Source organism: Streptomyces sp. NPDC054863, assembly GCF_053610825.1.
Genome location: NZ_JBSGZD010000432.1, coordinates 1 through 4,800, shown reverse-complemented (window position 1 = coordinate 4,800; position 4,800 = coordinate 1). Strand labels below are relative to the sequence as shown.

The window sequence follows — 4,800 nt, the reverse complement described above, 5'->3', positions numbered from 1 at the left end:
GTGCGGGTCCGGGGCGCTGGCTACGATGGGCCAGCCGGTGGCCATAGGGGCCGCTCGGCGATCCGACCCCTCGGGAAGGCCATGCTGAACAAGTACGCGCGTGCATTCTTCACGCGTGTCCTCACACCGTTTGCCGCATTTCTGCTCCGTCGTGGAGTGAGTCCGGATGCGGTCACGCTCATCGGTACGGCCGGAGTGATGGCGGGTGCGCTGGTCTTCTTCCCTCGCGGGGAGTTCTTCTGGGGCACCATCGTCATCACCCTCTTCGTGTTCTCCGACCTCGTCGACGGGAACATGGCGCGGCAGGCCGGGGTGTCCAGCCGGTGGGGCGCGTTCCTCGATTCGACGCTGGACCGGGTCGCCGACGCGGGCATCTTCGGCGGGCTCGCCCTCTGGTACGCGGGCAACGGCAACGACAACGTGCTGTGCGCGGTCGCCATCTTCTGCCTCGCGAGCGGCCAGGTCGTCTCGTACACCAAGGCCCGCGGCGAGGCGATCGGGCTGCCGGTCGCGGTCAACGGCCTCATCGAGCGGGCCGAGCGGCTCGTGATCACGCTGGTCGCGGCCGGCGTGGCCGGGCTGCACAAGTTCGGGCTGCCGGGCGTCGACGTGCTGCTGCCGATCGCGCTGTGGGTCGTCGCGGTGGGCTCCCTGGTGACGCTGGGGCAGCGGGTCGTGACGGTGCGCCGGGAGTCGGCCGAGGCCGACGCGGCGACCGGGAACGGGGCCGCGTCGTGAGTGCCCCGGCTGCAGAGGAGGAGCGGCCGACCGCCAAGGACAGGCTGGTGGACGGGCTGTACGGGCTCGGCTGGGGCGGCGTCAAGAAGCTTCCCGAGCCGGTGGCGTCGGGCCTCGGCCGTACCCTCGCCGACCAGGTCTGGAAGCGGCGCGGCAAGAGCGTGCTGCGGCTGGAGTCCAACCTTGCGCGGGTCGTGCCCGACGCGAGCGCGGCGCGGCTCGCGGCTCTGTCGAAGGCCGGCATGCGTTCGTACATGCGGTACTGGATGGAGTCCTTCCGGCTGCCCGTGTGGAGCCGGGAGCGGATCGCCGCCGACGTCCGCATCCAGGACTCGCAGCGGATCACGGACGCGCTCGACTCCGGGCGGGGCGTCGTCCTGGCGCTGCCGCACATTGCGAACTGGGACCTGGCGGGAGTGTGGGTCACCACCCACCTCGGCCACCCCTTCACGACGGTCGCCGAGCGCCTCAAGCCGGAGACGCTGTACGACAGGTTCGTCGCGTACCGCGAGAGCCTGGGCATGGAGGTCGTCCCGCACACGGGCGGCTCCGCCTTCGGGACGCTCGCCCGGCGGCTGCGGGCCGGCGGGCTGGTCTGTCTGGTCGCCGACCGGGACCTGTCGGCCTCGGGCGTCGAGGTCAAGTTCTTCGGCGAGAGCGCGCGGATGCCGGCCGGGCCCGCGATCCTGGCGCAGCAGACGGGGGCGCTGCTGCTGCCGGTGACGCTCTGGTACGACGGGCCGAAGAAGATGCGGGGGCGGGTGCATCCGCCCGTGGACGTGCCCGAGACAGGCACGCGGGGCGAGAAGACGTCAGAGATGACACAGGCGCTGGCCGACGCCTTCGCCACCGGGATCGCCGAGCATCCGGAGGACTGGCACATGCTGCAACGACTGTGGCTGGCGGATCTGGAAACGCGGCCGGGGGACCAAGGGTGAAGATCGGCATCGTCTGTCCGTACTCCTGGGACGTGCCGGGCGGCGTCCAGTTCCACATCCGGGATCTCGCCGAGCATCTGATCGGGCTCGGGCACGAGGTGTCGGTGCTGGCCCCGGCGGACGACGAGACTCCGCTGCCGCCGTACGTGGTGTCGGCGGGTCGGGCGGTTCCGGTGCGTTACAACGGCTCGGTGGCGCGGCTGAGCTTCGGCGTCCTGTCTGCGGCCAGGGTGCGGCGGTGGCTGCACGACGGGACCTTCGACGTGGTCCACATCCACGAACCGGCGGCGCCTTCGCTGGGGCTGCTGACCTGCTGGGCGGCGCAGGGCCCGATCGTCGCGACGTTCCACACCTCGACGGCGCGTTCGCGCTTCATGCTGGCCGCGTACTCCATCCTGCAGCCCGCGCTGGAGAAGATCAGCGCGCGGATCGCGGTGAGCGAGTACGCGCGGCGGACGCTGGTGGAGCACCTGGGCGGGGACGCGGTCACGATCCCCAACGGGGTCGACGTCGACTTCTTCGCGAAGGCCGAGCCGAAGGAGGAGTGGCAGGGCCGGACCCTGGGCTTCATCGGCCGCATCGACGAACCGCGCAAGGGCCTGCCCGTGCTGATGCGGGCGCTGCCCCGCATCCTGGCCGAGCGGCCGGACACCCGGCTGCTGGTCGCGGGCCGCGGCGACGAGAAGGAGGCGGTCGCCTCGCTGCCCGAGGAGATGCGCTCCCGGGTGGAGTTCCTCGGCATGGTCAGCGACGAGGACAAGGCACGGCTGCTGCGCAGCGTCGATGTGTACGTGGCCCCCAACACGGGCGGCGAGAGCTTCGGGATTATCCTCGTCGAGGCGCTGTCGGCGGGGGCTCCGGTACTGGCGAGCGACCTGGACGCGTTCGCGCAGGTGCTGGACCAGGGCGCGGCGGGCGACCTGTTCGCGAACGAGGACGCGGAGGCGCTGGCCGCTGCGGCGGTACGGCTGCTGGGGGATGCCGGACGCAGGGCGGAACTGAGCGAGCGCGGGTCGCAGCACGTGCGGCGCTTCGACTGGTCGACGGTAGCGGCGGACATCCTGGCGGTGTACGAGACGGTGATGGACGGCGCGGCGTCGGTGGTGGCGTCGACGGACGAGGAGGAACGGCCGGGGCGGATGGCGCGGGCCCGGGCGAAGATCGGCAAATCCAGCCCGTCGGGCGTGTGAGGGGATTTTCCAGCCCGTCCGGGCTTTGAGGACGCGCGGGCGCAGGCCGTGCACCGGGCGCAGCCCGGAACGCCCGCCTCCATGGCGTCGGCCTGAGCCGCCGGGCAACCACCGGCGCCCGCCCTGAGCCGCAGGCAACCTCCGCCCGCCCCCACCGGCGCAGACCCGCATACGCAGGCCCGCATACGCAGACCCGCGCCGCAGACGCCCCCGCCCGCCCCGCGCCCGAGCGGCAAGCGGATAGCCTCGGCGGGTGACCGTAACTCTCATCTGGATCGTCGTCGGCCTCTTCGCGATCGGCCTCTATCTCAGCTGGACCGCAGGCCGGCTCGACCGGCTGCACGCCCGGATCGACGCCTCCCGTGCTGCCCTCGACGCGCAGCTGTTGCGACGGGCCTCCGTGGCGCAGGAGCTGGCGACCTCCGGGGTGCTGGACCCGGCCTCGTCGATCGTGCTGTACCAGGCCACGCACGAGGCCCGGCAGGCCGAGGAGGAGCAGCGGGAGGTCGCGGAGAGCGAGCTCAGCCAGGCGCTGCGGGCCGTGTTCGGGGAGCCGGAGCAGGTGGAGGCGCTGAAGCTGGCCCCGGGCGGCGAGGAGGCCGCGGGGGAGCTGGCCGCCGCCGTGCGCCGGGTGCCGATGGCGCGCCGGTTCCACAACGACTCCGTGCGGGCCGCCCACGCCCTGCGCCGGCACCGCAAGGTCCGGTGGTTCCGGCTGGCCGGGCATGCCCCGATTCCGATGGCCTTCGAGATGGACGACGAGCCTCCGGTCGCCCTCGCCGACCGTCCCGGTACCTGAGGGAGCCACGAAAACGATCCACCGCCTCACCATTGGCCCTTGCAGTGGACTGGTCGCAGGGCGTTTCCTCAGCGGTAACAGGAACCCGTTCGGGAATCCGTACAGGAATCCGTGCAGGTACCGCTGAAACGCTTGCCTTCCCGTCACCGAGCGAGGTCGATCAGATGTCCAGCAACACCACCCCGCACACCCCCGCCACCGGCACCGACCGCGTCAAGCGCGGCATGGCCGAGCAGCTCAAGGGCGGTGTGATCATGGACGTCGTCAACGCCGAGCAGGCGAAGATCGCCGAGGACGCCGGTGCCGTCGCCGTCATGGCGCTGGAGCGGGTGCCCGCCGACATCCGCAAGGACGGCGGTGTGGCCCGGATGTCCGACCCCAACATGATCGAAGAGATCATCGAGGCCGTGTCCATCCCGGTCATGGCGAAGTCCCGCATCGGCCACTTCGTCGAGGCCCAGGTCCTCCAGTCGCTCGGTGTCGACTACATCGACGAGTCCGAGGTGCTGACCCCGGCCGACGAGGTCAACCACTCCGACAAGTGGGCGTTCACCACCCCCTTCGTCTGTGGTGCCACCAACCTGGGCGAGGCCCTGCGCCGCATCGCCGAGGGCGCGGCCATGATCCGCTCGAAGGGCGAGGCCGGCACCGGCAACGTCGTCGAGGCGGTCCGCCACCTGCGCCAGATCAAGAACGAGATCGCCAAGCTGCGCGGCTACGACAACAACGAGCTGTTCGCCGCCGCCAAGGACCTCCGCGCCCCGTACGAGCTGGTCAAGGAGGTCGCCGAGCTCGGCAAGCTCCCCGTGGTGCTGTTCTCCGCAGGTGGCGTGGCCACCCCCGCCGACGCCGCGCTGATGCGCCAGCTCGGTGCCGAGGGCGTCTTCGTCGGCTCCGGCATCTTCAAGTCCGGCGACCCGGCCAAGCGCGCCGCCGCCATCGTCCGGGCCACCACCTTCTTCGACGACCCGAAGATCATCGCGGACGCGTCGCGGAACCTGGGCGAGGCCATGGTCGGCATCAACTGCGACACCCTCCCCGAGTCCGAGCGCTACGCCAACCGGGGCTGGTAACGAGCATGAAGAGCAACCCCGTTGTCGGCGTCCTGGCCCTCCAGGGCGACGTACGGGAGCAC

5 protein-coding genes are annotated in these 4,800 nt (G+C 71.4%); all 5 read left to right on the top strand.

The features are described 5' to 3' along the window. The first annotated feature begins 81 nt into the window (after nt 1-81). The 5 genes from pgsA (at nt 82) to pdxS (ending at nt 4,738) form a co-directional block, all read left to right on the top strand. Entirely contained in the window at nt 82-738 is a 657-nt protein-coding gene (pgsA, locus tag ACWGIG_RS37050) for a phosphatidylinositol phosphate synthase (protein WP_453326116.1), read from the top strand. After that, nucleotides 735-1,676: a phosphatidylinositol mannoside acyltransferase gene (locus ACWGIG_RS37045; protein WP_453326115.1), complete on the top strand. Its 942-nt coding sequence runs from the start codon at nt 735-737 to the stop codon at nt 1,674-1,676. Before pgsA ends, ACWGIG_RS37045 begins: the two co-directional genes overlap by 4 nt. Next, nucleotides 1,673-2,866 (top strand): glycosyltransferase family 4 protein, encoded by a 1,194-nt coding sequence (locus ACWGIG_RS37040; protein WP_453326114.1) that lies wholly within the window; start codon nt 1,673-1,675, stop codon nt 2,864-2,866. The genes ACWGIG_RS37045 and ACWGIG_RS37040 overlap by 4 nt, the downstream gene beginning before the upstream one ends. A gap of 253 nt (nt 2,867-3,119) precedes the next feature. After that, nucleotides 3,120-3,665 (top strand): hypothetical protein, encoded by a 546-nt coding sequence (locus ACWGIG_RS37035; protein WP_453326113.1) that lies wholly within the window; start codon nt 3,120-3,122, stop codon nt 3,663-3,665. Nucleotides 3,666-3,829: 164 nt separating this feature from the next. After that, nucleotides 3,830-4,738: a pyridoxal 5'-phosphate synthase lyase subunit PdxS gene (pdxS, locus tag ACWGIG_RS37030; protein ID WP_362425418.1), complete on the top strand. Its 909-nt coding sequence runs from the start codon at nt 3,830-3,832 to the stop codon at nt 4,736-4,738. The last annotated feature ends 62 nt before the right edge of the window (nt 4,739-4,800 follow it).

Excerpts from the sequence above, each read along its gene's own strand:
- pgsA (WP_453326116.1), top strand. The coding sequence starts at position 82 with ATGCTGAACAAGTACGCGCGTGCATTCTTCACGCGTGTCCTCACACCG.
- pdxS (WP_362425418.1), top strand. The coding sequence starts at position 3,830 with ATGTCCAGCAACACCACCCCGCACACCCCCGCCACCGGCACCGACCGC.